The sequence below is a fragment of the Ralstonia flaminis genome (assembly GCF_958415495.1).
GTDB classification, from domain to species: Bacteria; Pseudomonadota; Gammaproteobacteria; order Burkholderiales; family Burkholderiaceae; genus Ralstonia; species Ralstonia flaminis.
This window is the reverse complement of the sequence record NZ_CATZLL010000016.1, coordinates 152,167-178,397: the sequence shown is the minus strand read 5'-3', so window position 1 is coordinate 178,397 and position 26,231 is coordinate 152,167. Positions and strand designations below refer to the sequence as shown.

The 26,231-nt window shown below is 64.0% G+C and carries 16 protein-coding genes and 4 tRNA genes; all 20 read left to right on the top strand.

The window, feature by feature from the left end; translation table 11 throughout:
* The first annotated feature begins 284 nt into the window (after positions 1 to 284).
* Positions 285 to 370: transfer RNA gene (locus tag R2N11_RS22170), tRNA-Tyr, on the top strand.
* A 61-nt stretch (positions 371 to 431) separates the two neighbouring features.
* Positions 432 to 505 (top strand) — tRNA-Gly (locus tag R2N11_RS22165).
* Positions 506 to 524: 19 nt separating this feature from the next.
* A tRNA-Thr gene (locus R2N11_RS22160) sits at positions 525 to 599 on the top strand.
* A gap of 43 nt (positions 600 to 642) precedes the next feature.
* Entirely contained in the window at positions 643 to 1,851 is a 1,209-nt protein-coding gene (gene tuf, locus R2N11_RS22155) for an elongation factor Tu (protein ID WP_199033345.1), read from the top strand.
* Between the two features lie 89 nt (positions 1,852 to 1,940).
* A tRNA-Trp gene (locus R2N11_RS22150) sits at positions 1,941 to 2,016 on the top strand.
* A 56-nt stretch (positions 2,017 to 2,072) separates the two neighbouring features.
* Complete coding sequence (gene secE, locus R2N11_RS22145) at positions 2,073 to 2,453, top strand: preprotein translocase subunit SecE (protein WP_064805486.1); 381 nt, start codon at positions 2,073 to 2,075, stop codon at positions 2,451 to 2,453.
* A gap of 12 nt (positions 2,454 to 2,465) precedes the next feature.
* Positions 2,466 to 3,050, top strand: coding sequence for a transcription termination/antitermination protein NusG (nusG, locus tag R2N11_RS22140; protein ID WP_199032108.1), 585 nt, complete (start codon positions 2,466 to 2,468; stop codon positions 3,048 to 3,050).
* Between the two features lie 175 nt (positions 3,051 to 3,225).
* Entirely contained in the window at positions 3,226 to 3,657 is a 432-nt protein-coding gene (gene rplK, locus R2N11_RS22135) for a 50S ribosomal protein L11 (protein WP_004634453.1), read from the top strand.
* Between the two features lie 2 nt (positions 3,658 to 3,659).
* Positions 3,660 to 4,355, top strand: coding sequence for a 50S ribosomal protein L1 (gene rplA / locus R2N11_RS22130; RefSeq protein WP_021197602.1), 696 nt, complete (start codon positions 3,660 to 3,662; stop codon positions 4,353 to 4,355).
* 372 nt (positions 4,356 to 4,727) lie between these two features.
* Complete coding sequence (gene rplJ, locus R2N11_RS22125; RefSeq protein WP_021197601.1) at positions 4,728 to 5,234, top strand: 50S ribosomal protein L10; 507 nt, start codon at positions 4,728 to 4,730, stop codon at positions 5,232 to 5,234.
* 63 nt (positions 5,235 to 5,297) lie between these two features.
* Positions 5,298 to 5,672: a 50S ribosomal protein L7/L12 gene (rplL, locus tag R2N11_RS22120; protein ID WP_021197600.1), complete on the top strand. Its 375-nt coding sequence runs from the start codon at positions 5,298 to 5,300 to the stop codon at positions 5,670 to 5,672.
* Between the two features lie 449 nt (positions 5,673 to 6,121).
* Positions 6,122 to 10,228 carry a DNA-directed RNA polymerase subunit beta gene (gene rpoB, locus R2N11_RS22115; RefSeq protein ID WP_199032107.1) on the top strand — a complete coding sequence of 1,369 codons (4,107 nt, stop codon included), beginning with the start codon at positions 6,122 to 6,124 and terminating at the stop codon, positions 10,226 to 10,228.
* A 138-nt stretch (positions 10,229 to 10,366) separates the two neighbouring features.
* Positions 10,367 to 14,602 (top strand): DNA-directed RNA polymerase subunit beta', encoded by a 4,236-nt coding sequence (rpoC, locus tag R2N11_RS22110; protein WP_199032106.1) that lies wholly within the window; start codon positions 10,367 to 10,369, stop codon positions 14,600 to 14,602.
* A 226-nt stretch (positions 14,603 to 14,828) separates the two neighbouring features.
* Positions 14,829 to 16,694: a DUF2138 domain-containing protein gene (locus R2N11_RS22105; protein WP_316682376.1), complete on the top strand. Its 1,866-nt coding sequence runs from the start codon at positions 14,829 to 14,831 to the stop codon at positions 16,692 to 16,694.
* The gene (locus tag R2N11_RS22100; protein ID WP_316682375.1) at positions 16,691 to 17,395 is read left to right on the top strand and encodes a DUF1175 domain-containing protein; all 705 of its coding nucleotides are present in this window, start codon (positions 16,691 to 16,693) and stop codon (positions 17,393 to 17,395) included. Before R2N11_RS22105 ends, R2N11_RS22100 begins: the two co-directional genes overlap by 4 nt.
* An 8-nt stretch (positions 17,396 to 17,403) precedes the next feature.
* Complete coding sequence (locus R2N11_RS22095; protein WP_316682374.1) at positions 17,404 to 22,185, top strand: alpha-2-macroglobulin family protein; 4,782 nt, start codon at positions 17,404 to 17,406, stop codon at positions 22,183 to 22,185.
* Between the two features lie 7 nt (positions 22,186 to 22,192).
* Entirely contained in the window at positions 22,193 to 23,905 is a 1,713-nt protein-coding gene (locus R2N11_RS22090; protein ID WP_316682373.1) for a DUF2300 domain-containing protein, read from the top strand.
* Between the two features lie 23 nt (positions 23,906 to 23,928).
* The gene (locus tag R2N11_RS22085; protein WP_316682382.1) at positions 23,929 to 24,711 is read left to right on the top strand and encodes a YfaP family protein; all 783 of its coding nucleotides are present in this window, start codon (positions 23,929 to 23,931) and stop codon (positions 24,709 to 24,711) included.
* 5 nt (positions 24,712 to 24,716) lie between these two features.
* Positions 24,717 to 25,559: a YfaP family protein gene (locus R2N11_RS22080; RefSeq protein ID WP_199032598.1), complete on the top strand. Its 843-nt coding sequence runs from the start codon at positions 24,717 to 24,719 to the stop codon at positions 25,557 to 25,559.
* A 32-nt stretch (positions 25,560 to 25,591) separates the two neighbouring features.
* Positions 25,592 to 26,182: a class I SAM-dependent methyltransferase gene (locus tag R2N11_RS22075; protein WP_316682372.1), complete on the top strand. Its 591-nt coding sequence runs from the start codon at positions 25,592 to 25,594 to the stop codon at positions 26,180 to 26,182.
* The last annotated feature ends 49 nt before the right edge of the window (positions 26,183 to 26,231 follow it).

Genomic DNA, 26,231 nt, shown 5'->3' with positions numbered 1-26,231 from the left:
CTGTACCAACCTCACCCAGTACGTCGCCCCCAACGGCAGCAACTCATCGTTGAAGTCGTAGCTCGGATTGTGCAGCATGCACGGGCCTAAACCGTGGCCTTGCGGGCCATTGGGACTGTACGTTGGTTCCGATGCGGCGCGTCGGCGATAAAGCCTTTTCGGCGGTCGCCGTCTGAGCGCCTCGGTCGCCTAAGGGTGAGAGCGTACGCATGTTTCGTTATGCGATTTCATCAAGCACTGCTTGACAAGGTGCCTCGGTGGTCCCATAATCGCAAGTTCTCTTCGGAGAGGTGCCCGAGTGGCTAAAGGGGGCAGACTGTAAATCTGTTGGCTTACGCCTACGCTGGTTCGAATCCAGCCCTCTCCACCAGAATTAAACAGTGAGTTCGGTCCATAGCCAGGGCCGGGCGGCAAGGGAAGAAGTAACCCGGGCGGGTGTAGCTCAATGGTAGAGCAGAAGCCTTCCAAGCTTACGACGAGGGTTCGATTCCCTTCACCCGCTCCATTCGCTGTTAGTAAGTTTCGCCCATGTGGCTCAGTGGCAGAGCACTCCCTTGGTAAGGGAGAGGTCGGCAGTTCGATCCTGCCCATGGGCACCACGCATCCACCAACCCAAATCGCTACCGAGACAGGAGTCGCGTCATGGCAAAGGAAAAGTTCGAGCGGACCAAGCCGCACGTGAACGTTGGGACGATTGGTCACGTTGACCACGGCAAGACGACGCTGACCGCGGCGATCGCCACCGTGCTGTCCGCCAAGTTTGGTGGCGAAGCGAAGAAGTACGACGAAATCGACGCAGCGCCGGAAGAAAAGGCACGCGGCATCACGATCAACACCGCGCACATCGAGTACGAAACGGCCAACCGCCACTACGCACACGTTGACTGCCCGGGCCACGCCGACTACGTCAAGAACATGATTACCGGTGCCGCCCAGATGGACGGCGCAATCCTGGTGTGCTCGGCCGCTGACGGCCCGATGCCGCAAACGCGTGAGCACATCCTGCTGGCCCGTCAGGTTGGCGTGCCGTACATCATCGTCTTCCTGAACAAGTGCGACATGGTGGACGACGCTGAGCTGCTGGAGCTGGTCGAGATGGAAGTGCGCGAACTTCTGTCGAAGTACGACTTCCCGGGCGACGACACCCCGATCATCAAGGGTTCGGCCAAGCTGGCGCTGGAAGGCGACAAGGGCGAGCTGGGCGAAGTGGCCATCATGAACCTGGCCGACGCACTGGACACCTACATCCCGACGCCGGAGCGCGCTGTTGACGGTACGTTCCTGATGCCGGTGGAAGACGTGTTCTCGATCTCGGGTCGCGGCACCGTGGTGACCGGCCGTATCGAGCGTGGCGTGATCAAGGTCGGCGAAGAAATCGAAATCGTCGGTATCGCCATGGACGGCGACAAGCCGAAGATCGACAAGACGACCTGCACGGGCGTGGAAATGTTCCGCAAGCTGCTCGACCAAGGTCAGGCAGGCGACAACGTCGGTATTCTGCTGCGCGGCACGAAGCGCGAAGACGTTCAGCGCGGCCAAGTGCTGGCCAAGCCGGGCTCGATCAAGCCGCACACGGAATTCACGGGCGAGGTCTACATCCTGTCGAAGGACGAAGGTGGTCGTCACACCCCGTTCTTCAACAACTACCGCCCGCAGTTCTACTTCCGTACGACGGACGTGACTGGCTCGATCGCCCTGCCGGAAGGCAAGGAAATGGTCATGCCGGGCGACAACGTGTCGATCACCGTCAAGCTGATCGCCCCGATCGCCATGGAAGAAGGCCTGCGCTTCGCTATCCGTGAAGGCGGCCGTACCGTTGGCGCTGGCGTCGTTGCCAAGATCATCAAGTAAGTGCTGTAACTCTTCCGTGCGGCTGCCAACCGGCCGCGCGTGAAGTGCCAGAGTGGGGTTGACCGAAATGGCAACCCCAAAGTTGTTCTAGGGGTATAGCTCAACTGGCAGAGCGTCGGTCTCCAAAACCGAAGGTTGGGGGTTCGATTCCCTCTGCCCCTGCCAATTCATCAGCCGCGTAGCGCGAAATAGCGCCACGCGGCTTGTCTCGTTTGGGAAACATGGCCAATCCGAACGTCGAAACCGTTAACACCGCCAGCGGCAAGTGGCTGCTGGTCGTGGCGTTCCTGCTGGTGGTCGCCGGGGTGATCGGTTTTTATCTGCTGGCGCAGCAACCGAGCTACGTCCGTGCCGCTTCGCTGATCGGCGGGCTGGTGCTGGGCGCTGGTGTCGCACTGGTGTCCTCGCCCGGGCAGAGCTTTATCGAGTTCGCCCGTGAGTCGTACCGCGAAGTTCGCAAGGTCGTTTGGCCGACGCGTAAGGAAGCTGGGCAGATGACCGGTCTGGTGTTTGCCTTCGTGGTGATCATGGCCTTGTTCCTGTGGTCTGCGGACAAGCTCATCGAGTGGGTAATCTTCTCGCTCGTGTTGGGCTGGAAATAATCGGGTAAAGCCATGACGGATAACGTAGCGAACGACACGTCCACGGATTCGTCCGCACCGGCCTCGAAGAAGCGCTGGTATGTCGTGCATGCCTACTCGGGCATGGAAAAGAGCGTGCAACGCGCGCTGCAGGAGCGCATTGAGCGCGAAGGTCTGCAACATCTGTTCGGCCAGATTCTGGTGCCGTCGGAAGAGGTGATGGAAAGCAAGAGCGGTCGCAAGACCGTGACTGAGCGCCGCCTTTTCCCGGGCTATGTCTTCGTCGAAATGGAAATGACCGACGAGACCTGGCACTTGGTCAAAAACACGGCCAAGGTAACGGGTTTCATTGGTGGTACGGGCAACCGCCCCTCGCCGATCTCCAAGGGCGAGGTAGACAAGATCATGGCCCAGATCCAGGAAGGGGTCGAGAAGCCGCGTCCCAAGACGCTGTTCGAAGTGGGCGAGATGGTGCGCGTGAAGGAAGGCCCGTTCACCGACTTCAATGGCAACGTCGAGGAAGTGAACTACGAGAAATCGCGCTTGCGCGTTTCCGTGACAATCTTCGGTCGTGCGACACCGGTCGAGCTCGAGTTCGGCCAGGTCGAGAAGGTGTGAAGAATTTGACGCGACGGCGTAAGTCGTTGCGCCAGTCGCCCAGTCCACTGGACTTGGCGGGCAACGGTGGCGTAGCTGCCTGAGCCAACAGAGGAGCGTCAGCCTCGCGCTGATGCGTTACCACTCAATAGGATTGCCATGGTTTCTTAACTGGGCAATCCGGATTGGAGTCAAGATGGCCAAGAAAATTATTGGCTTTATCAAGCTGCAAATTCCGGCTGGTAAAGCAAATCCGTCCCCGCCCGTCGGCCCGGCCCTGGGTCAGCGCGGTCTGAACATCATGGAGTTCTGCAAGGCGTTCAACGCGCAGACCCAAGGTATGGAGCCGGGCTTGCCGGTTCCGGTGGTGATCACCGCCTTCGCCGACAAGAGCTTCACCTTCGTGATGAAGTCGCCGCCGGCGACCGTGCTCATCAAGAAGGCTGCCGGTATCCAGAAGGGTTCCGCCAAGCCGCATACCGACAAGGTCGGCAAGATTACCCGCGCCCAGGCTGAAGAAATCGCCAAGGCAAAGAATGCGGACCTCACCGCTGCTGATCTGGACGCCGCTGTGCGTACGATCGCCGGTAGCGCCCGTTCGATGGGTATCACGGTGGAGGGCCTGTAATCATGGCAAAGATTTCGAAGCGCGTGGCCGCAAACAAGGCCAAGGTCGAGCGTACCAAGTTCTACCCGATCGACGAAGCTCTGAGCCTCGTTAAGGAATGCGCAAGCGCAAAGTTCGATGAGTCCATCGACGTGGCCGTGCAACTGGGCATCGATGCGAAGAAGTCGGACCAAGTGGTGCGTGGTTCGGTGGTGCTGCCTGCTGGTACCGGTAAGTCGGTGCGCGTGGCCGTGTTCGCCCAAGGCGACAAGGCTGAGCAAGCCAAGGCTGCTGGCGCCGAGATCGTCGGCATGGAAGACCTGGCCGAGCAGATCAAGGCCGGCAACATGGACTTCGACGTCGTGATCGCTTCGCCGGACACGATGCGCGTGGTCGGTACGCTGGGCCAGATCCTGGGTCCGCGCGGCCTGATGCCGAACCCGAAGGTTGGCACCGTGACGCCGGACGTCGCTACGGCCGTGAAGAACGCCAAGGCTGGTCAGGTGCAATTCCGTGTCGACAAGGCCGGTATCATCCACGCCACCATCGGCCGCCGTTCGTTCGAACCGGCTGCGCTGAAGAGCAACCTGGCTGCACTGCTGGACGCGCTGACCAAGGCCAAGCCGGCCTCGAGCAAGGGCGTGTACCTGCGTAAGGTTGCTGTCTCGTCGACGATGGGTGTTGGCGTGCGCGTCGACCAGTCGACGCTGGCTGCCTGATCGCTCTCGATCATTCGCGCTGGGTGGCCCGATAACCATCCCGGCGTTAGCAGTTTTCTCCCGCGTAGCTTCGGCTACGCGACCCCTTGAAGTTTGAGGGAAGGACTTTGGGCAGTGGCAGATGTGCGTGCAAGCGCGCTGATGCCGCTGGTTATCAAAGACCGTTGGCGGTGAAGGGCTCTTCGGAGTCGACACCTTAATCGCTGCGCAATCCGGCAATGGGAGCGCACGGCCAACGCAGATGGCGCCCCCGAAGGGAATAAGTGACTTTGGTATTGCCGAAGTGATTTGTGCCAATCGGACGCCGTACTTTTGGACTGACCGAGGTGACCGCAATGCTTGTGGAAGCCGACGTCGTTTTGGAGCTTAACCGTGGCACTCAATCTCGAAGATAAGAAGGCCGTCGTGGCCGAGGTAACGGCGCAAGTCGCCAAGGCCTCGACCATCGTCGTTGCTGAATATCGCGGTATCACGGTTGGCGATCTGACCAAGCTGCGCGCGCAAGCGCGCCAGCAAGGCGTCTACCTGCGTGTTCTGAAGAACACGCTGGCACGCCGCGCTGTTGAAGGCACGCCGTTTGCCGAACTCGCTGAGCAACTGACCGGCCCGCTGATCTACGGTATTTCCGAAGACGCAGTGGCCCCGGCCAAGGTGCTGAACGATTTCGCCAAGGGCAATGACAAGCTGGTGCTGCGCGCCGGTTCGTACGAAGGCAAGGTGCTGGACGCCAATGGCGTGAAGGCCCTGGCTTCGATTCCGAGCCGCGAAGAACTGCTCAGCAAGCTGCTGTTCGTCATGCAGGCGCCGGTGTCGGGCTTTGCCCGCGCCCTGGCTGCTCTGGCCGCAAAGCAAGGCGAAGGCGAGAGCGCAGCAGCCTAATCGGCCGCAGCACCTCGCACAGATCGCACGATCGATACCGAATCACATTCTGGAGTTATTCAAATGGCAATCACCAAAGACGACATCCTCGAAGCCGTTGGCTCGATGTCCGTGATGGAACTGAACGACCTGGTCAAGGCGTTCGAAGAGAAGTTTGGCGTGTCGGCTGCTGCCGTCGCCGTTGCTGGCCCGGCTGGCGCTGGCGCAGCAGCTGCTGCTGAAGAGCAAACCGAATTCACCGTGACGCTGAAGAGCGCCGGCGCGAACAAGGTTGGCGTCATCAAGGCCGTGCGTGAAATCACCGGCCTGGGCCTGAAGGAAGCCAAGGACCTGGTCGATGGCGCACCGAAGCCCGTGAAGGAAGGCGTCGACAAGAAGACCGCCGACGAGCTGGTGAAGAAGCTGGTGGAAGCCGGCGCGGAAGCCGAAGCCAAGTAAGTGCAGGTCTCGCGTGCCGTGCTCGGTACGCGATAGAGGCTGGCAAAGGGAAATTTCCCGGCGCCAGCCTTTTTGCGCTTGTGGGGCCGGAAGTTGAGCGATCCTGCAATCACGCAATAAGTATCGTTGAAGTCTCTTTGGCCGGTTTTTCCGGCAGCCGGCCGAGTCAAGGCCAGCAGAGGCCAAACATCAGTGGCACACTAAGCAGTTCGCAGTCCGCTGATGTTTGTCTTCTGAACCGACTGCAGAAGGCAAGTTTGGTCGGGTACTCCCCCGTCCGTGGCATGGGCCCCATGGGTTCATGTGCGGGGGGCGCGCGCAGTACCGTCAGCCAGAGGTTGGTAGCGGCCAACCGCCAAATCCCGTCACCAGTCGCTGAACACCTCAAGTGCCAGGCGTGATTTACGCCACAAGTCCGTCGCACGCACTTGCGATGATTCGGAGATCCCATGGCGTACAGCTTTACCGAGAAAAAGCGCATTCGCAAGAGTTTCGCGAAGCGCGCAACGGTCCATCAGGTTCCCTTCCTGCTTGCCACCCAGATTCAATCGTATGCTCAGTTCTTGCAGGCCGAGACCGGTCCTTCGCAACGCAAGACCGAAGGCCTGCAGGCTGCATTCAATGCCATCTTCCCCATCGCGTCGCACAATGGTCTGGCGCGCATGGAGTTCGTGTCGTATCACCTGTCCAACCCGCCGTTTGACGTCAAGGAATGTCAGCAGCGCGGTCTGACCTTCCACTCGGCGCTGCGCGCAAAAGTGCGCTTGATCATCAACGACCGCGAGAACCCCACCAAGGTCAAGGAGATCAAGGAGCAGGAAGTCTACATGGGCGAAATTCCGCTCATGACGTCCACCGGTTCGTTCGTGATCAACGGCACGGAACGTGTGATCGTGTCCCAGCTGCACCGTTCGCCGGGCGTGTTCTTCGAGCACGATAAGGGCAAGACGCACAGCTCGGGTAAGCTGCTGTTCTCGGCACGGATCATTCCGTACCGCGGCTCGTGGCTGGACTTCGAATTCGACCCGAAGGACATCCTGTACTTCCGCGTTGACCGCCGCCGCAAGATGCCGGTGACGATCCTGCTGAAGTCGATCGGCCTGACGCCGGAGCAGATCCTGGCGCACTTCTTCGTGTTCGACAACTTCACGCTCAAGAGCGAAGGCGCACTGATGGAATTTGTGCCCGAGCGCCTGCGCGGTGAAGTCGCTCGCTTCGACATTGCCGACAAGAACGGCAAGGTCGTCGTCGAGAAGGACAAGCGCATCAACGCCAAGCACATCCGTGACTTGGACGCTGCCGGCACCAAGCTGATCAGCGTGCCGGAAGACTACCTGCTGGGCCGCGTGCTGGCGAAGAACATCGTCGATCCGGATACCGGTGAAGTCCTGGCCAACGCCAACGACGAGCTGACCGAAGGCGTGCTCGAGAAGCTGCGCGACGCCGACGTGAAGGAAATCCAGACGCTGTACACCAACGATCTGGATCAAGGTCCGTATATCTCGTCGACGCTGCGTACCGACGACACGGCCGACCAGACCGCCGCGCGTATCGCCATCTACCGCATGATGCGTCCTGGCGAGCCGCCGACCGAAGACGCCGTCGAAGCGCTCTTCCAGCGCCTGTTCTACAGCGAAGACTCGTACGACCTGTCGCGCGTGGGCCGCATGAAGGTCAACAGCCGCCTGAATCGCTCGGAAGGTACGGGCCCGATGGTGCTGACCGATGATGACATCCTCGACACGATCAAGCTGCTGGTGAACCTGCGTAACGGCAAGGGCGAAGTGGACGATATCGACCACCTCGGCAACCGTCGCGTGCGTTGCGTCGGCGAACTGGCGGAAAACCAGTTCCGCGCCGGTCTGTCGCGCGTTGAGCGTGCTGTGAAGGAACGTCTGGGCCAGGCCGAGACGGAAAACCTGATGCCGCACGACCTGATCAACTCGAAGCCGATTTCGTCGGCCATTCGCGAGTTCTTCGGTTCGTCGCAGCTGTCGCAGTTCATGGACCAGACCAACCCGCTGTCGGAAGTCACGCACAAGCGTCGTATTTCGGCACTGGGCCCGGGCGGTCTGACGCGCGAGCGCGCGGGCTTTGAAGTCCGTGACGTGCACCCGACCCACTATGGCCGCGTGTGCCCGATCGAAACGCCGGAAGGTCCGAACATTGGTCTGATCAACTCGCTGGCGCTGTACGCACAGCTGAACGATTACGGCTTCCTGGAAACGCCGTATCGCAAGGTTGAGAACGGCAAGCTGACCGATCAGGTCGACTACCTGTCGGCCATCGAAGAAGGCAAGTACGTGGTGGCGCAGGCCAACGCGACGGTGGACAAGGACGGCAACCTGATTGACGAACTGGTCTCCGCACGTGAAGGCAGCGAGCGTGAAACCCGTATGGTCACGCCGGATCGTGTGCAGTACATCGACGTGGCGCCGTCGCAGATCGTGTCGGCTGCAGCTTCGCTGGTGCCGTTCCTCGAGCACGATGATGCAAACCGTGCACTGATGGGCGCAAACATGCAGCGTCAGGCCGTGCCTTGCCTGCGTGCGGACAAGCCGCTGGTGGGTACCGGCGTTGAGCGCACCGTGGCAGTGGACTCGGGTACGGCTGTGCAGGCCACCCGTGGCGGCGTGGTTGACTACGTTGACGCGAACCGCGTGGTGATCCGCGTGAACGATGCGGAAGCCGTGGCTGGTGAAGTCGGCGTCGACATCTACAACCTGATCAAGTACACGCGTTCGAACCAGAACACGAACATCAACCAGCGTCCGATGGTCAAGGTGGGCGATATCGTTGCCCGCGGCGACGTGATCGCTGACGGTGCCTCGACCGACATGGGCGAGCTCGCGCTCGGCCAGAACATGCTGGTCGCGTTCATGCCCTGGAACGGCTACAACTTCGAGGATTCGATCCTGATCTCGGAGCGTGTGGTTGCAGAAGACCGCTACACCTCGATCCACATCGAGGAACTGTCGGTCGTTGCTCGCGACACCAAGCTCGGACCGGAAGAAATCACACGCGACATCTCGAACCTGGCTGAAGCCCAACTGGCGCGCCTGGACGAGTCGGGCATCACGTACATCGGCGCAGAAGTGGAAGCCGGCGACGTGATGGTCGGCAAGGTCACGCCGAAGGGCGAGACCCAGCTGACGCCGGAAGAGAAGCTGCTGCGTGCGATCTTCGGTGAGAAGGCGTCCGACGTGAAGGACACCTCGCTGCGCGTGCCGTCGGGCATGAGCGGTACCGTGATCGACGTGCAGGTCTTCACGCGTGAAGGCGTGACGCGCGACAAGCGTGCCCAGTCGATCATCGACGAAGAGCTGAAGCGTTATCGCCTGGACCTGAACGACCAGCTGCGTATCGTGGAAGGCGATGCCTTCCAGCGTCTGGAGCGTCTGCTGGTGGGCAAGGTTGCCAATGGCGGTCCGAAGAAGCTGGCCAAGGGCACTGTGCTCACGAAGGAATACCTGGCCGATCTCGACAAGTGGCACTGGTTCGACATCCGTCCGTCGGATGACGACGTCGCCACCCAGCTCGAAGCCGTGAAGGAAGCCATCGAGCAGAAGCGCCACGACTTCGACCTCGCGTTCGAAGAGAAGCGCAAGAAGCTCACGCAAGGCGACGAACTGCCGCCGGGCGTGATCAAGATGGTCAAGGTGTACCTGGCCGTGAAGCGTCGCCTGCAGCCTGGCGACAAGATGGCAGGTCGTCACGGTAACAAGGGTGTCGTGTCGAAGATCACCCCGATCGAAGACATGCCGTACATGGCTGACGGTACGCCGGCAGACATCGTGCTGAACCCGCTGGGTGTGCCTTCGCGGATGAACGTGGGTCAGATTCTCGAAACCCACTTGGGCTGGGCCGCGCGCGGTCTGGGCGAGCGCATCGGCAACATGCTCAAGGCGCAGGCCAAGGCCGCAGAGGTGCGCAAGCTGCTGGGTCAGATCTACAACGAAAGCGGCAAGGTTGAAGATCTGGACAGCCTGTCCGACGCCGAGATCCTGGAGCTGGCAGAGAACCTGAAGAAGGGCGTGCCGTTCGCGACGCCGGTGTTCGATGGTGCGCATGAGGACGAAATCCGCCGCATGCTGGACCTCGCGTATCCGGAAGAGATCGCGAAGGAGAAGGGCCTGACCGCTTCCAAGCAGCAGGTCACGCTGTTCGACGGCCGCACCGGTGAAGCCTTCGAGCGTCCGGTCACGCTGGGCGTGATGCACATGCTGAAGCTGCACCACTTGGTCGACGACAAGATGCACGCACGTTCGACCGGTCCGTACTCGCTGGTGACGCAGCAGCCCCTGGGCGGTAAGGCCCAGTTCGGTGGCCAGCGTTTCGGTGAAATGGAAGTGTGGGCGCTGGAAGCTTACGGCGCGTCCTACGTGCTGCAGGAAATGCTGACCGTGAAGTCGGATGACGTGAACGGCCGGACCAAGGTGTACGAGAACATCGTCAAGGGCGAGCACTCGATCGATGCCGGCATGCCGGAATCGTTCAACGTGCTGGTGAAGGAAATCCGCTCGCTGGGTATCGACATCGACCTCGAGCGCAACTAAGCGCCGATGCGATGGGAGCGTGGCCGGAATATCGCCACGCTCCGGTAACAGCAAGCAGCCATTGACGAAGATTTAGGGTCGGTGCCTTAGCAGCTGTCGTTGCTCTGGGGCACCAGCCTCAAACTCAAGGAGTTTGGAATGAAAGCATTGCTCGACCTATTCCGCCAGGTACAGCAAGAAGAGCAGTTTGACGCGATCAAGATTGGCCTCGCGTCGCCTGAGAAAATCCGTTCGTGGTCGTACGGCGAAGTCAAGAAGCCCGAGACCATCAACTACCGTACGTTCAAGCCTGAGCGTGATGGCTTGTTCTGCGCCAAGATCTTCGGCCCGATCAAGGACTACGAGTGCCTGTGCGGCAAGTACAAGCGCCTGAAGCACCGTGGCGTGATCTGCGAGAAGTGCGGCGTTGAAGTGACGCTGGCCAAGGTGCGCCGTGAGCGCATGGGCCACATCGAACTGGCAGCACCGACCGCGCACATCTGGTTCCTGAAGTCGCTGCCGTCGCGTCTGGGCATGGTGCTCGACATGACGCTGCGCGACATCGAGCGCGTGCTGTACTTCGAAGCATTCGTCGTGGTTGAGCCGGGCATGACCGCGCTCAAGAAGAGCCAGATCATGTCGGAAGACGACTACCTGGCCAAGTGCGACGAGTACGGCGAAGGCGAATTCGTCGCCATGATGGGCGCCGAGGGCATTCGTGAGCTGCTGCGTGGCATCGACATCGAGAAGCAGATCGAGACGATCCGCGCCGAACTGCAAGCCACGGGTTCGGAAGCCAAGATCAAGAAGTTTGCCAAGCGCCTGAAGGTGCTCGAGGCCTTCCAACGTTCGGGCATCAAGCCGGACTGGATGATCCTCGAAGTGCTGCCGGTGCTGCCGCCCGAACTGCGTCCGCTGGTGCCGCTGGACGGTGGCCGTTTCGCCACGTCGGACCTGAACGACCTGTATCGCCGCGTGATCAACCGGAACAACCGTCTGAAGCGTCTGCTCGAGCTGAAGGCGCCGGAGATCATCGTGCGCAACGAAAAGCGCATGCTGCAGGAAGCCGTGGATTCGCTGCTGGACAACGGCCGTCGCGGCAAGGCGATGACTGGCGCCAACAAGCGTCCGCTGAAGTCGCTGGCAGAAATGATCAAGGGTAAGGGCGGCCGTTTCCGTCAGAACCTGTTGGGCAAGCGCGTGGACTACTCGGGCCGTTCGGTCATCGTGGTGGGCCCGACGCTCAAGCTGCACCAGTGCGGCCTGCCCAAGCTGATGGCGCTCGAACTCTTCAAGCCTTTCATCTTCCACAAGCTGGAAACGATGGGCATCGCCACCACCATCAAGGCGGCGAAGAAGGAAGTGGAAAGCCAGACGCCGGTGGTGTGGGACATCCTGGAAGATGTCATCCGCGAACACCCGGTGATGCTGAACCGCGCACCGACGCTGCACCGTCTGGGTATTCAGGCGTTTGAGCCGGTGCTGATCGAAGGCAAGGCCATCCAGCTGCACCCGCTGGTTTGCGCGGCGTTCAACGCCGACTTCGACGGTGACCAGATGGCTGTTCACGTTCCGCTGTCGCTCGAAGCGCAGATGGAAGCGCGCACGCTGATGCTGGCGTCGAACAACGTGCTGTTCCCGGCCAACGGCGATCCGTCGATCGTGCCGTCGCAAGACGTGGTGCTGGGTCTGTACTACACGACCCGCGACAAGATCAACGGCCGCGGTGAAGGCATGACGTTCGCCGACATCTCGGAAGTGATCCGCGCGTACGAGAACAAGGAAGTCGAACTGGCTTCGCGCGTGAACGTGCGGATTACCGAGTACGACCTGGTGAACCCGGAAGCCGACGGCGACGCCCGCTTCGCACCGAAGATCACGCTGCAGGCCACCACGGTCGGCCGCGCGATCCTGTCGGAGATCCTGCCGAAGGGTCTGCCGTTCTCGGTGCTGAACAAGCCGCTGAAGAAGAAGGAAATCTCGCGCCTGATCAACACGGCATTCCGCAAGTGCGGTCTGCGCGAAACGGTGATCTTCGCCGACAAGCTGCTGCAGTCGGGCTTCCGCCTGGCAACGCGCGCTGGTATCTCGATCGCCATCGACGACATGCTGGTGCCGCCGGCCAAGGAGAAGATCATCTCCGAGGCAGCTGCCAAGGTGAAGGAATACGACAAGCAGTACATGTCGGGTCTGGTGACGGACCAGGAGCGGTACAACAACGTCGTGGACATCTGGGGCGCCGCTGGTGACCAGGTGGGCAAGGCGATGATGGAGCAGCTCCAGACCGAAGACGTGGTCGATCGCCACGGCAAGACCGTCAAGCAAGAGTCGTTCAACTCCATCTACATGATGGCCGACTCGGGCGCACGGGGTTCTGCCGCGCAGATCCGTCAGCTGGCAGGTATGCGTGGCCTGATGGCCAAGCCGGACGGCTCGATTATTGAGACGCCGATTACCGCAAACTTCCGCGAAGGCCTGAACGTTCTGCAGTACTTCATCTCGACCCACGGTGCACGTAAGGGTCTGGCTGATACGGCACTGAAGACCGCAAACTCTGGTTACCTGACCCGCCGTCTGGTCGACGTGACGCAGGATCTGGTCGTGGTGGAAGACGATTGCGGCACCACCAACGGCGTGCAGATGAAGGCGCTGGTGGAAGGCGGTGAAGTGATCGAAGCTCTGCGCGACCGTATCCTGGGCCGCGTGGTCATTGGCGATGTGGTGAACCCGGAAACGCAGGAAACCGCGATCGAATCCGGCACGCTGCTGGACGAAGACCTCGTTGAGCTGATCGATTCGATCGGCGTGGACGAAGTCAAGGTCCGCACGCCGCTGACCTGCGACACGCGCTACGGCCTGTGCGCCAAGTGCTACGGCCGCGACCTCGGCCGCGGTGTGCTGGTGAACTCGGGTGAAGCAGTGGGTGTGATCGCTGCGCAGTCGATCGGTGAGCCGGGCACGCAGCTGACGATGCGCACGTTCCACATCGGTGGTGCGGCATCGCGTGCGGCAGTGGCATCGAGCGTGGAAGCGAAGGCAACCGGTATCGTGCGTTTCACGGCGACGATGCGTTACGTCACCAACGCGAAGGGCGAGCAGATCGTCATCTCGCGTTCGGGCGAAGCGCTGATCACCGACGACCACGGCCGCGAGCGTGAGCGCCACAAGATCACGTACGGCGCGACGCTGCTGGTGCAGGATGGCCAGTCCATCAAGGCCGGCACGCAGCTCGCCACGTGGGATCCGCTGACGCGTCCGATCATCTCGGAGTACTCGGGCACCATCAAGTTCGAGAACGTCGAAGAAGGCGTGACCGTTGCCAAGCAGATGGACGAAGTGACCGGTCTGTCGACGCTGGTGGTGATCGACGCGAAGCGCCGCACCGCTGCATCGAAGGGCATCCGTCCGCAGGTGAAGCTGCTCGACTCGTCGGGCGCCGAAGTGAAGATCCCGGGCACGGATCACTCCGTGACCATCGGCTTCCAGGTGGGCGCGCTGATTACCGTGAAGGACGGTCAGCAAGTGCACGTGGGTGAAGTGCTGGCACGTATCCCGACCGAATCGCAGAAGACGCGTGACATTACCGGTGGTCTGCCGCGTGTGGCCGAACTGTTCGAAGCCCGTTCGCCGAAGGACGCTGCCGTGCTGGCAGAAGTCACCGGTACGACTTCGTTCGGTAAGGACACCAAGGGCAAGCAGCGCCTGGTGATTACGGACCTTGACGGCAATGCCCACGAGTTCCTGATCGCCAAGGAAAAGCAGGTGCTGGTGCACGACGGCCAGGTGGTCAACAAGGGCGAAATGATCGTCGAAGGCCCGGCCGACCCGCACGACATCCTGCGTCTGAAGGGCGTGGAAGAGCTGGCAACGTACATCGTCGACGAAGTGCAGGACGTGTACCGTCTGCAGGGCGTGAAGATCAACGACAAGCACATCGAAGTGATTGTTCGTCAGATGCTGCGCCGCGTGCAGATCGCCGATGTGGGCGACACCCGCTTCATCCCGGGTGAACAGGTGGAGCGTTCGGACCTGCTCGACGAGAACGACAAGGTGATCGCGCTGGGCAAGCGTCCGGCGACTTACGAGAACCTGCTGCTGGGTATTACCAAGGCATCGTTGTCGACCGACAGCTTCATCTCGGCGGCGTCGTTCCAGGAAACCACGCGCGTGCTGACCGAAGCCGCCATCATGGGCAAGGTCGACGACCTGCGTGGTCTGAAGGAAAACGTCATCGTCGGCCGTCTGATCCCGGCCGGTACCGGTCTGGCTTACCACCGTGCCCGCAAGGCCAAGGAAGCCGCCGACCGCGACCGCGCCGCAGCGATTGCCGAAGAAGAAGCCGCTTCGATCTTCGAGACGCCTGTCGTCCAGCAAGAGGAAGGCGGCGCCGCCTGACGTTAGGCAGCGTCCTTCGCATCAAAAGCCCGGCCCCCTCGTGGGGTGCCGGGCTTTTTTTTGCCTGCTCGCCGCGTGCAGACGCACGGCAACACTGTCATGGGACGGTTCCGATTTTCTCGAAACGTTAACCTGTCTTAACATCGCAACGGCTATGATCTCGCGGTTACAGACCGGCACTTTTTACAAGCCGCCGGCCCTCTCCAGTCTTGCCGCAGATTCCTCCATGAAGCTCACACGCAAGCAGATCGCCGTTGGCGCGGTCGCCCTGGTCGTTGCCGGCGCGGCGGTGGTGCAGATGGTCTGGCACCCCTTTAGCCGCGCACGCGCGCTGCACGCCCGCCAGGTCCAGCTCGACCTGACTTACCCCGATGCCCTGATCGACAGCCAGAGCCTGTCGCAACTGCCGCGCGACGTGCTGCGCGTGCCGCTGCTGCGCGATGTGCTGACCGAAGATTTCGTCGCTTACTACGAGGGCAACGAGGATCGCCTCTCGGTGGCCGGTGCGCTGCGCCGCCTTGCCTACGAGCAGAAGCTCGACCTGGCCGAGACGGTGCTCAAGCATGTGTTTGACGAGCCCGCCCGCGTGATGCTGTGGCGCGGCCCGGACGACAAGCTGCGCTACTGGGTGCTCTCGATGCAGCGCAACGGCCTGGCCAAGGCGCTGGAAGCCGTCGCCACCGTGGCCACCAGCGATACGCAGCTCACCAAGGTGGCCGATGCGCTGGGCGATTCCGGTGCACCGGTCTATGCGTTGCGGCTGTCGGCTACGCGCTCGATCCTGATCGCCAGCAAGGGCGACCGGCTGATCGCACTGTCCGAGCCGGGCATCCTGCTGGACAAGGACGGCAAGCCGATCTCCAAGCAGGCAAGCGCGCTGGCCGCGTTGCTGTCGGACGACGCTGGCAAGCGCAACGTGCAGGGCACGGCGTACGCGCTGCCCGCACAGGAGCCGACGGGCCACCACGTTGTGGTGAGCGCCAACTACCTCTCGTTCGGTTATCAGCAGTACTTCCCTGGCATTGAGGCGTTGCGCTTCGACTTTGCTGCGGGGACGTCGGGCACCGGCTGGCAGAGCGCCGCGCTCATCGACCCGGGGCACCTCACCGGCAAGTGGGATAACGCCGGCCTGTGGCGTGCGCTCCCGGCGGACCCGGCCGCATGTGCCACGCTGCCTGTCGACTGGAAGGCCGCCGGCACCTTGCTGCGTAACGTGGCAGGCGACGCCAAGGACATCAGCGAAGCCGCCACGCATGTCGGCGATGCCTTTGCCGGCCCGGCGGCCGCGTGCTGGTATGGCAAGTCGTCATTGGTGGCGCCGCTGTTCGTGGCGAAGCTGTCGTCGGCCTCGCAGGCCGAGGCGGTCAAGCCGGCGCTGGCGGCGCTGTTCGGCCAGATCATCGGCGCGTACGAAGCCAAGGCGCAGGCGGACGACAAGTCCGGCCCCTACAAGCGCCTGCCGGTGACGACGCGCCCGGGCCCCGCCAACGCCACGCTGTGGCAGCGCCCGGTGAGCGCGCGCTACGGCACCGCAAAGTCGGCCGAGGCACCGTTTGGCGCGCAGTTGTCGTGGGAGCGCTACTTCCCGGTCACACTGGCCATTGCGGGCGATGTGGTGGTGTTCTCGCCCGATGCGCGCCTCGTCGACGATGCACTCGCCGTGCTCGCCAAGCGCTTCCCGGCGGTGGCTGACAGTCTGCCGCGCGACAAGACCGAACGCATTGTCCTGACGATGACGCCCGCATCGCTTGCGCCGCTCGTCCGCCGCGAAGCGGGTGCCGCGCTGCCCGCCGACCAGGAAGCTGTGTTCCTGAACGCCGCGCAAACGCACTTGTTCCCGAAGCTCAAGGCGCTGTCGCGCTATGCGCCGGTGTCGCTGGCACTCGATGGCGGGGTGCCATCGTCGCGTGGCTGGGTGCCGGTGACGTGGCTGTCGAGCGGCCGCGGTCTGCCCGCCGGTGGCGATGGGTCGCCTGCGCCGGCCGATACGGCTGACGCGCCCGCCGCGCCGGCTGCATCCGCTGCGCCTGCAGAGGCGCCAGCCACTGAGGCAGCCGCTCCCGTTCCTGCAGACAACGCCAGTACGCAATGACATCGCGCGCTTCGGCCGCCGTGCTGAACCGCCGCCGCTGGTTGGCGGTGGCCGGCGGCTGCTTGCTCACTCCGGCAGCGCACGCGCTGTCGGGTTGGGCCGATGCCGCACCGGCCGACCCCGATGCGCTGACGCCCGATCAATCGAGCGTGTTTCGCGCGTGGTTCGTGCGCATCGTCAACGAGCAGCTCCGCCAGGGCCCGACGCCGCGCTGGACGCACCGCGACTGCGCTGGCCTCGTGCGTTTTGCCGCCGGCGAGGCATTGCGCCCGCACGACGCCCGCTGGCTGCGTGCCAACGGCATGCGCGATGCGGAATCCGCACGGCAACTGCCGCCCGAGCTGAACCTCACGCCCGCCCAGCGCACGCTCACGCAGCGTTGGGCACGCATTGACGGCAGCACCGGCGCGTATGTCTCCGCGCTCGGGCTGATCCAGCAGAACAGCCGTTTCATCGCCAAGGACGTGAATCAAGCGCTCCCCGGCGATCTGCTCTTCTTCGATCAAGGCGACGACCAGCATCTGATGATCTGGATGGATCGCTACATCGCTTACCACACCGGCACCGTCACCCGCACCGACAACGGCTTGCGTGCGGTTCCGGTCTCTGAATTGATGCAATGGAAAGACTCGCGCTGGCAGCCGCAGGGCGGCAATCCCAACTTCATCGGCGTGTTTCGTCTGGCCTTTTTGACACGGTAGAAAAACTCATGCGCAACCGTTGGCATTCGTTCAATCTGGTCGCTGCCGTCTGCCTGACGGCGCTCGCGTTGGTCGCTTCGGTGCCAGCAGCGCATGCGGCCGACGCACCGGAAAAGCCGAACCCCACCTTCGCAGACGCGCCCGCCAGCGGCTATGAGCAATTCAAGGGCCAGCCGTTCTTCCTGCTGTCGGACGCGAGTTACGGCACTGACCAGGAAGCGATGGTGCGCCTGGAAGCGCCGGGCCGTGAGTACAAGGACGAACTCTCCCGCTACGGCGGTGCCGACATCCTCGTCTACCGTGTGCCGCAGCCGCTCGAATTCCTGAAGGCGCAGAAGAACCTGCACCGCATCGACGTGAAGGCCAACTACACGGGCGAAGGCCTGGCCAATACGCTGGCGTACTTGTGGGACAACTGGACGCGCCAGGCCCGCCGCACCTGGCAGCGCGTGCTCTCGTTCGCCACGCGCAGCAAGGCCGTGGAGACCGCGCCGCAGTTCAGCATGGGCGACCAGATGACTGCGCCCACGCGTTTCTCCAACAACCCGCAGTACGCGCCGCTCAAGGGCTATGAACTGCTCGGCCGTTTCCGCTACCCAATCTGGGATGCCAAGCCGATCGCGCCGCCCAAGGACGTGAAGCTCGAAGGCAGCAGCAGCGAGTGGATGCCGCAGAACGTCGGCAACGTGATGATTCCGGTCGGCAAGCTGCCGGCGGGTTTGTACATCGTGGAAGCGGTGATCGGTGCGTACCGTGCACACACGCTGCTGTTCGTGTCGGACACCGTGGCCGTCACCAAGGGCACCTCGCAAGGGATGATGGTATGGACGGCCGAGCGCAAGAGCGGCAAGCCGGTGAGCGGTTCGTCCGTCAGCTGGACCGACGGCGTGGGCGTGCTCGCCTCCGGCACCACTGATGGCGATGGCACGGCCGACCTGCGCCACGTCTCGCCCGAGCGCAGCTACGTGATCGGCAGCGACCGCGCGGGCGGCGTGTTCATCTCCGAGAATTTCTATTACGACAGCGAGATCTACAACACCAAGCTGTACGCCTTTACGGATCGTCCGCTGTACCGTCCGGGCGATGAAGTGCGCGTCAAGTTCATCGGCCGCAGCTTCAAGAACGCAACCGAATCGACCGTGCCTGCCGCCGGCGACATCAAGCTGCAGGTGCTCGACCCGAACGGCGCACCGGTGGCAACGTCCACCACGCGCCTGGCTGGGGAGACCGGTGCCGACGCGCGCTTTACGCTGCCGTCCAACGCCCCGGCCGGCGGCTACTCGCTGCGCTTCGATTACAACGGCGGCACGTACGGTGGCGCCTTCCGCGTGGCCGAATACATCAAGCCGCACTTTGACGTGAACCTGTCGCTGGACAAGACCAGCTACGGCACGGGTGAGGCGGTCAAGGGCAAGATCAGCCTGCGCTATCCGGACGGTAAGCCGGTCAAGAACGGCAAGGTGTCGGTCAGCCTGCGTGCGCAACAGGTGACGATGGTGGAGGGCGAGTTGCGTTACGCGGGCCTCTTCCCCGTCAAGCTGGAGCAGCAGGAGCTGACTACCGACGGCGATGGCAATGCCAAGCTGGAGCTGCCCGCCGCCAAGGAACCGAGCCGCTACGTGGTGACGGTGTTTGCCAACGACGGCGCAGCTTACCGCGTGAAGGTCACGCGCGAACTGCTGATCGCGCGTGGAGCCACGCCGTACAAGCTGTCGACCACGTCGAATTTCACGACGCCGGGGCAGGACGTGTCGTTCAACCTGACGCCGATGCCCGTCGTGGGTGGTGCCAGCGGCGGGATCGGTGCCAGCGCTCCGCCCGCCAAGTGGGATCTCGTGCGTTTGGAAACGCGCGCTCGCACTGAAGGCACGTTGTCCCCGGATGCCAAAGGCAATGCGACCTTCCCGGTCAAGTTCGACCAACCCGGTTCGTACACGCTGTCGGTGCGTGATGCTGCTGGCAACCTGCTCGCCGCTGCCAGCCACTGGGTGGCCGGCGACGGCGTGCAGACCGTGCCCGGCAACATCGAAATGGTGTTCGACCGCGATCGCTACCAGATCGGCGACACGGCTGAGGCACTCATCACCTTCCCGCTGCCGGTGGATGACGCGCTGCTCACGCTGGAGCGTGACAAGGTTGAGCGCCACGGGCTGCTCTCCAGCCCTGGTGACTGGCTCAGCCTGAAAAAGGTCACGCCCACGCAGTACCGCGCCCGCATCAAGATCGGCCCCGACTTCGCACCGAACATGACGTTCTCGGTGCTGTACGTACGCGACGGCGACATGGTGTTCCAGAACGCTGGCATCGTCGTTACGCAGCCGACGCTGGACCTGACCGTACACGCCGACAAGGCCGTCTACGCCCCGGGCGAGACCGTCACGCTGGACCTGACCAGCGCGCTGGCGGGCAAGCCGGTGCAGGCCAACCTGACCGTGTCCGTGGTCGACGAGATGATCTATGTGCTGCAACCGGAAGTGGCCCCCAGCATCGTTGATTTCTTCTACCACCCGCGCCGCAACAGCGTGCGCACGACGTCGAGCCAGAGCTTCATCAGCTACGACCTGGCGCTGGCATCGCTGCCGGGCAAGTCAGGGGGCACGTACGGTCGCCACAACGAGCGCGGCGTGAAGGTGCTGGAGCGCCCGCGCCGTGACGAGCAGGACACCGCCGCGTGGGTTGCCAACCTGCAGACCGATGCGGATGGCCGCGCGCGTATGACCTTCAAGATGCCGGACTCGCTGGCACGCTGGCGCATCACCGTGCGCGCCGTGTCGACCACCGGCGCCTCGGACGGCATCGTCGGCCAGCGCACCGCGAGCATCCGCTCCGACAAGCCGCTGTACCTCAAGTGGACCGGCCCGCAGCGCTTCCGCGAGAGCGACAAGCCACGCCTGGACATGGTCGCCTTCAACCAGACCGACAAGGACATCACCGCCGACTGGATCGTCTCGGGTGCTGGCCTGAACATCAATCAGCGCGTGACGCTCAAGCGCGGTGCCAACTATCTGCGCGCGCCCGTCACGGCGTTGCAGGCAGGCGTCATCAATGCCGAGCTCAAGCAGGGCGATGCGGTGTCGGATCGTCTGCAGACCACGCTCAAGCTGGATGCCACCGGTTGGTTGGCGGACCGCGAAAGCATCGTCCCGCTCACGCAGCTGCAAGGCACGCGCCTGCCGCTGGGCCTGCCTGCCGATGCGCGCGACGTGCGCCTGCGCGTGGTCGGCAACACGGCCAGCCAGTTCGCCCGCGTGGCCGATGACCTGATCGAGTATCCGTACGGTTGCGCCGAGCAGACTGCCAGCCGCCTGATCCCGCTGGCACTTGCCCAGCAGAGCCTGGCCGCCACAGGCACGCGCCTGGGCGATGGCGGCCCGGCGGGCACGCAAGGCGTCGATGCGCTGCTGCGCACGCAGCGTCAGCGTCTGGCACTGCTGGCCGGTACCAACGGCACCTTCGGCTGGTGGGGCGAACAGAGCACCAGCAGCGCGCTGATCACGTCGTACGCCTACTACGCGGATTGGCTTGCCAGCCGATCGGTCGGCATCAGCCTGCCGGCGGACAACTGGAAGCAGGTGCTCGAAGCCTACAAGCGCACCAGCCAGAACGAGCCGCTGCTGCACCGTGCGCTGGCGCTGTGGTTTGCCAACGAGATGGGCTTGCCGGTGGCAACGCAGCTCTCGGGCGTGGCCAATGAACTTGCACGCAACGCCAAGGCGCCGGCCGACGCCGAGCCCGCAGCGGGCGACAGCCTGATCTTCGTGGCGCCGGATTCCACGCGCGGCCGCCAGGTGGCGACGGTACTGACGGCGCAACTGATGCGCCAGGTTGGTCAGCCGGTGCCGGAAGCGCTGGTCTCGGCAGACATCGCCGCCCGCAATGCGCTGGCAGCAGACAACTCGCCGCTGGTGCAGAGTCTGCTGCTGATGGGCGGTGGCCGATCGGCTGCCGACCCGGCACCGCTGCTGGCGCGCGCCAGTGCCGCCATGCCGACGATGGATCGCGCCATCGCACTGGTCTGGCTGCAGAAGAGCCTGGGTGGTCTGCAAGGTGCGAGCGTGGCTGCGATCCAGCCGGCAGTGTCGGCCGGTGGCTGGCAAGCGACGCGTTCGCCGGTGGGGGTGCCGACATGGCGTTGGACGGGTGCCCAGGTGCCCGCCGCGCTGGACCTGACGACCGCACCGTCCGACGTGACCACGCAATCGGCCATCGTGTCGTATCGCAGCCGTGCGCCGGAAGTCTCCAAGCTGCCGATTACGGTGGAGCGCAAGCTGTACCGCCTGGAGCCGATCGATTCCACGCCGGCCAAGGCCGACCCGAAGGCGCCCAAGCAGCCGGCGACGGATACCAACAGCAGCGGTATCGCCTTCAAGGCCAAGCCGGTCAAGCCGGGCGACACGCTCGACAGCAACGCGCTGTATGTCGACGAGGTGGTGCTGACGCCGCGCCAAGGTACGTACCGCTACGGCCTGGTCGAAGTGCCGCTGCCGCCGGGCGCCGAGGTGGAAGCCACAACCTGGGGCATCCAGATCGACGGCCTGAAGGGCGAGCCGAACGAAGGCAACGGCCCGCAGCCGTTCGAGCGCAAGGCGGCCTACGAAATGGGTCAGCTGTCGTACAACCAGCCGGTGCCCGCGCTGGAACGTCCGACCGTGCTGCGCCAGCTGGTGCGCTTCTCGCTGCCGGGCAGTTTTGCGCTGCCGCCGGCGCGCTACTTCCGCATGTATCAGCCGGAAGCCAAGGCGCTGCAGGGCGACGGCAAGACGGCCAGCTATCCGTACAAGGTGGAGTGACGCGGCGATGCGCTCCGGCCTGCTTGCGCGCAGTGTGCTGACCGGCCTGATCTGGGCCGGCGGCGCACTTGCGTCCGCTGGCCACGCGACCGCTGCACCCGCGTCGGAGCCGTTGCGCTATGCCGCCTTGCAAGGCGATGAAGCCAAGCTCTGGCAATTCAGCGCCGATCCAGCTGCCGGCATGCCGCACGCCACCGCGTTGCCGCGCGATGCGGAAACGCCGCTCGGCAGCGTCTGGAAGCTCCTTGTCTACAGCTACCTCGTCTCGCGCCGCATCAACACGCCCGACTACACGTGCCACGGCAACGATGCCGAAGAGGTCTACTGCTGCACGGCTGGCCAGAGCATCGACCGTGAGCGCGCGCTCATCCAGTCGTGCGGCCGCTATTTCGAACCCGCGCGCCTGGGCCTCGATGGCGCCGACTGGCGCCGGTTCTGGCAGCAAGCCAATGCCCCCACGTGGTTGCGTGACCTGCGTGCCATGCAGCCCACGCGCCGCGTGCCCGTCACCGACTTGCTGACTGCGCTGCACAGCGTTCCCGCCGATGGGCGTGAGACGGCGGCGCAAACGCTCGTCTCTGTGCTGACCATCGGGCGTGGTGAGGGCACCGTGTCGTACTTCGGTGGTTTGCTGCGCGCCAAGACGTGGACGATGCCTGACCCTCAACGCCCCGGGGCGTCGATCGGTGGTGCGGCGGGCTGGCTGGCCGATGGCACGCCCGTGTGGTTGGGCGGCGTGGGCTCCAGCAACCAGGTGCTGTCGGCTGCCGCACCGCGCCTCACCCCGCTGATCGAGCAGACACCCGTGCCCGATGACGATGCCTGCGTGGCCGTTGATTTCTTTGCGCACTACCCCGTGCGCGAGGTGCGCGACGCCGATGGCAAGCCGGTCGCCCCCGGCCGTCTGGAAGGCCGCTACACGGTGCGCTTCGTCAACGGCAATACGCTGCCGATCGAGAGCCGCGGCGAGTTGGCGCTCGCGCGCGAGAACAACGCGCCCGTCATCTCCGGCCGACTCGGCATGAACGACTATGTGGCGCGCGTCGTGGAGCGCGAGGGCGACCTGGCCGAGCCGCAGGCCGCTCGCGCTTTGGCCGTCGCAGCGCGCAGCTACCTCGTGCAGCACGCCTCGCGGGACAAGGGCTGCTACCGCATCGCCGACAGCTCGCGCACGCAGCGCGTGCTGCCGCGCCCGCCCGCAGCTGCTGCCCGCAATGCGGCGGAATTTACCGATGCGCTGGTGCTGGTCGGCCAGTCTGTGCAGTACCACGGCACGATCAGCGCACGCGGTCAGATGGGCTGGACCGCCGCGCGCGCTGCCGCGCAGCGTGGCCAGGGGTTTGACGGCATCCTCGCGCGGTGGTGGCCGCAGGCCACGCTGACCTCGTTCCAGAGCCCGGTCGCGGGCGATTGCTCGCCAGTGGCGGGCGCGCAGCAGTGGCTGCAGGCGCAGTCGCCGCGCTGGTCAGCGCGTCTGGGCGTTGAACCCGGCTATGAGACACCGCCGCTGCCCGCCGTGTGTGTGGTGAACGAAGGTCGCCCGTACGCCGATGCGCGCCGGAACCGGCTCTACATCCATCGCCTTGCCACCGAGGAAGACCGCATCGCGCTGGCACACGAATACCTGCACCTGGCCTTTGCGCACCATCCGCTCGGGCAGGACGAACAGTTTGTCGAGGCGACAGCGCGCCGCCTGATTCGAGGGGAGGGCTTGCTGTGAACACGAAGGCATGGACAACGCGGGTGGCCATTGGCGCCGCGGCCTTGCTGCTTGGCGCCTCGGCTGCAGCCGAGCCGTTGGCCGATCTGGACGGGCCGATCGGCGGCTGGCGCAATAGCAAGCTGACCAACGAACTGGAGCGCTACACCGCTGCGTACCCCAAGCCCCCCGTGGACCGTGGTGCGCAGAAATACCGCACGCTCATCGCCGGACGCATTCGCGCGGCGGGCAAGCAACGCCGTCCGCCGGTGCTGATCGTCAACGGCAACGCCATGCCACTCTATGGCGACAGCGAAGGCCGCTTCGCGCGCCCGTGGGCATTCGGTCCGGGCTCGAACAGCGTGGAGATCGTCAGCCCCGATGGCCAGTCGCGCCAGCGCTTGCAGTTCTATGAGGCCGATACCACCAAGACGTCGGCCAAGCTGCGCGCCATTCTCACCTGGGACGACCCGCGCGCCGAGGTTGACATGCACGTCATCTCGCCGATCGGCGATCACGCGTTCTGGGCCGAGCCGCTGCTGTCCGACGGTGGCGGGCTCGACGTGGACAGCGTTGATGGCGCCGGCCCCGAGATCTTTTCCACCGCCGCGCCGCGCCCCGGCGTCTGGTTGTTCTACGTGAACTACTGGGGCAACTTCAACGCCGGCGGCTACAACTTTGACGAAAAGGCGCACGACCGCGATCTCATCACCGCGCAACTGACGCTGATCTATAACGAGAACACGCCCAACGAGCGGCGCGAGTTCGTCACGGTGCCGCTGCGCAAGATCGGCGAGCTGGCGTTGATGAAATCGATCCGCTTCTGATGCTCATGATGCCTTCCACATTCCGCCTCGCATTCGCCGTCGTACTCGCCACGCTCGGGGGCTCGGGTGCTGCATTTGCGCAAACCGATACCGGCAATATCGAGATCACCGCGCCGCAGGGCGGCTGGCGCAACTCAGCCGGCGACGATTCGCGCTACACGCAGGACGTGCACTACCCGGCGGTGTCGGTCTCGACACCGCAAGGGCAGGGCGCCGCCTCGATGATCGCCGGGCGCATCCGCAACCAGCCCAAGGCTGCTGCACCCACGGACGAGAACAAACCGCGCCGCCGCCGTGGCGCAGATGGCTCGTCGGTCGGCACGCTGGTCGTCAATGGCGTGGCGATGCCGCAGCGCATCGAGGCCGACGGCACGTTCTCGCGCCCGTACGCATTCGGCGCCGGCAGCAACAGCGTCGAAGTGCGCAGCGCGCGCGGCGACGCCAAGCGCGTGCAGTTCTACGACAGCTACACTGGTAAATCCCGCCCGCGCCTGCGCGTGGTCCTGTCGTGGGACACCGACGGCACCGACCTCGATCTCCACGTCGTCTCGCCCGACGGCCAGCACGCCTGGTACGGCAACCGCGTGGTCGAGAACGGCGGCGCGCTCGACGTGGACGTCACCACCGGTTACGGCCCCGAGATCTATTCGAACCCGTCGCCCCCGCCCGGCACGTACCTCGTCTACGTGAACTACTACGGCAGCGGTAGCGACAACAGCGTCATCACCACGGCCACCGTCACCGTCATCACCGACGAGAACACGCCGTCCGAGCGCCAGCAGACCTTTGTCGTGCCGATGCGCAAGGCGGGTGAGCTGACACTGGTGCGCAGTTTCACGATGAAGTAACCCGCGCCACCCGCGCCCAATCTGGAGCCGCCATGGACACGCAGACCGTCGCCGCCTACGACACCCTCGCCGAAACCTTTGCGCAGGAGTGGCGCGAGCAACCGGCGCCGGAAGACATGTACGCGTTGTTCCGGCGCGAGTTCAAGGCAGGCGGGGCCACGGCCGACATCGGCTGCGGGGCCGGGCGCGAGGTGGCCTGGCTCAACGCCAACGGCTATCCGGCAGTCGGCTATGACGCCTCGGCCGGGCTGCTGGAGGCGGCGCGCTCGCAGTATCCGGGGCTGGCGTTCCGGCGGTCGCAGTTGCCCGAGCTGGTGGGCATTGCCGAGGGCGCCTTCGACAACGTCGTCTGCGAGACCGTCATCATGCACCTGCCACCCGAGCAAATCAGTGCAGCGGTGCAGCGGCTGGTGTCCTTGCTGCGGCCGGGCGGTACGCTGTACCTGAGCTGGCGTGTGACGCCCGACGCCGATCAGCGCGATGGCCGTGGCCGGTTGTTCACCGCATTCGATGCGGCGCCCGTACGCGAGGCGCTGGCCGGCACCACGCTCGTTTTCGACGAGGCCGCTGTCAGCCAATCTTCCGGCCGGACGATCCATCGCATTGTTGCCCGCAAGGCCTGACGGCCCCATCTGCGGACAATCCGATTGCCCTGATTGACCACCGCGGCGG

What these genes read in the sequence shown, in the direction of transcription:
- tuf (WP_199033345.1), top strand. Translation starts at nt 643, where the DNA reads ATGGCAAAGGAAAAGTTCGAGCGGACCAAGCCGCACGTGAACGTTGGG.
- secE (WP_064805486.1), top strand. Translation starts at nt 2,073, where the DNA reads ATGGCCAATCCGAACGTCGAAACCGTTAACACCGCCAGCGGCAAGTGG.
- nusG (WP_199032108.1), top strand. Translation starts at nt 2,466, where the DNA reads ATGACGGATAACGTAGCGAACGACACGTCCACGGATTCGTCCGCACCG.
- rplK (WP_004634453.1), top strand. Translation starts at nt 3,226, where the DNA reads ATGGCCAAGAAAATTATTGGCTTTATCAAGCTGCAAATTCCGGCTGGT.
- rplA (WP_021197602.1), top strand. Translation starts at nt 3,660, where the DNA reads ATGGCAAAGATTTCGAAGCGCGTGGCCGCAAACAAGGCCAAGGTCGAG.
- rplL (WP_021197600.1), top strand. Translation starts at nt 5,298, where the DNA reads ATGGCAATCACCAAAGACGACATCCTCGAAGCCGTTGGCTCGATGTCC.
- rpoB (WP_199032107.1), top strand. Translation starts at nt 6,122, where the DNA reads ATGGCGTACAGCTTTACCGAGAAAAAGCGCATTCGCAAGAGTTTCGCG.
- rpoC (WP_199032106.1), top strand. Translation starts at nt 10,367, where the DNA reads ATGAAAGCATTGCTCGACCTATTCCGCCAGGTACAGCAAGAAGAGCAG.
- R2N11_RS22105 (WP_316682376.1), top strand. Translation starts at nt 14,829, where the DNA reads ATGAAGCTCACACGCAAGCAGATCGCCGTTGGCGCGGTCGCCCTGGTC.
- R2N11_RS22100 (WP_316682375.1), top strand. Translation starts at nt 16,691, where the DNA reads ATGACATCGCGCGCTTCGGCCGCCGTGCTGAACCGCCGCCGCTGGTTG.
- R2N11_RS22095 (WP_316682374.1), top strand. Translation starts at nt 17,404, where the DNA reads ATGCGCAACCGTTGGCATTCGTTCAATCTGGTCGCTGCCGTCTGCCTG.
- R2N11_RS22090 (WP_316682373.1), top strand. Translation starts at nt 22,193, where the DNA reads ATGCGCTCCGGCCTGCTTGCGCGCAGTGTGCTGACCGGCCTGATCTGG.
- R2N11_RS22080 (WP_199032598.1), top strand. Translation starts at nt 24,717, where the DNA reads ATGATGCCTTCCACATTCCGCCTCGCATTCGCCGTCGTACTCGCCACG.
- R2N11_RS22075 (WP_316682372.1), top strand. Translation starts at nt 25,592, where the DNA reads ATGGACACGCAGACCGTCGCCGCCTACGACACCCTCGCCGAAACCTTT.